Raw genomic sequence first — 851 nt, forward strand, 5'->3', positions numbered from 1 at the left:
GCCGGCCGCCCATGCCAACGACAATACGCCGCCATCCATGTCCAGCAGCACCGCACCGTCCCGCCGCTTCCGCTCCAAGACGCTCACCGCCGCCCTCGCGTTCCTGTTCGGTTCGCTCGGCGCGCACCGCTTCTATCTGTATGGCTTTCGCGACGTGTACGGCTGGGCGCACCTGCTCGCGACGATCGTCGGCATCCCGGGCTTCCTCTTGCTCGCTGCGACCCAGCGCAGCGCCGGCCTCGGCTGGTGGCTTGCGGTACCCGGCGCAATCTCGCTGCTGGCCGCCTTCCTCGCCGCGCTCGTCTACGGGCTGCGTCCCGACGAAAAATGGGACGCGCAATTCAACGCGGAGACGGGCAGGCACAGCAAGTCGGGCTGGACCGTGATCTTCGTGGTGATCTTCTCGCTGCTGATCGGCGCGTTCCTGCTGATGACCGCGCTCGCACTGTCGTTCCAGACGTATTTCGAGTCGCAGGTCGAAGCGGCCAAGCAGATTTCGCAGTAAGCGCAACGAACGCGACGNNGTTCAATTGCATGTCGTCGCGCGCCTGCGTCGATCGCGTGCCGGCTGAACGAACAGCAACACGCGGCGTCGGCGCCGCGGCGGCTGGCGTGCCGCGAAACTGCGACAGATCGAGAATGCCGTTCGTGCGCTCGTTCAGCCCGAGCCGCTTGACGGCCTGGCGGAAGCGCTGCCGCAGCAGGTCGGCCCAGATTCCCTCGCCCTTCATCCGTTTCGAGAAATCCGAGTCGTAGTCTTTCCCGCCGCGCATGTCGCGCACGCGTTTCATCACGCGCTCCGCGCGGTCGGGAAAATGCGCGGCCAGCCAGTTCTTGAACAGCGGCGCGAC

At 66.3% G+C, this 851-nt stretch carries 1 protein-coding gene and 1 pseudogene; one reads left to right on the plus strand and one right to left on the minus strand.

Annotated elements, in window-relative coordinates; all coding sequences use genetic code 11:
- Window positions 1–37 precede the first annotated feature (37 nt).
- Window positions 38–505 carry a TM2 domain-containing protein gene (locus FOZ70_RS37265; protein WP_059486875.1) on the plus strand — a complete coding sequence of 156 codons (468 nt, stop codon included), beginning with the start codon at window positions 38–40 and terminating at the stop codon, window positions 503–505.
- A 19-nt stretch (window positions 506–524) separates the two neighbouring features.
- Here FOZ70_RS37265 and FOZ70_RS38415 read toward each other — a convergent pair.
- A pseudogene (locus tag FOZ70_RS38415) lies at window positions 525–851 on the minus strand (radical SAM protein); the annotation flags it as partial.

The organism is Burkholderia sp. COPS, from assembly GCF_019425585.1.
In the GTDB taxonomy this organism is placed as follows: Bacteria; Pseudomonadota; Gammaproteobacteria; order Burkholderiales; family Burkholderiaceae; genus Burkholderia; species Burkholderia cepacia.

What these genes read in the sequence shown, in the direction of transcription:
- FOZ70_RS37265 (WP_059486875.1), top strand. Translation starts at nt 38, where the DNA reads ATGTCCAGCAGCACCGCACCGTCCCGCCGCTTCCGCTCCAAGACGCTC.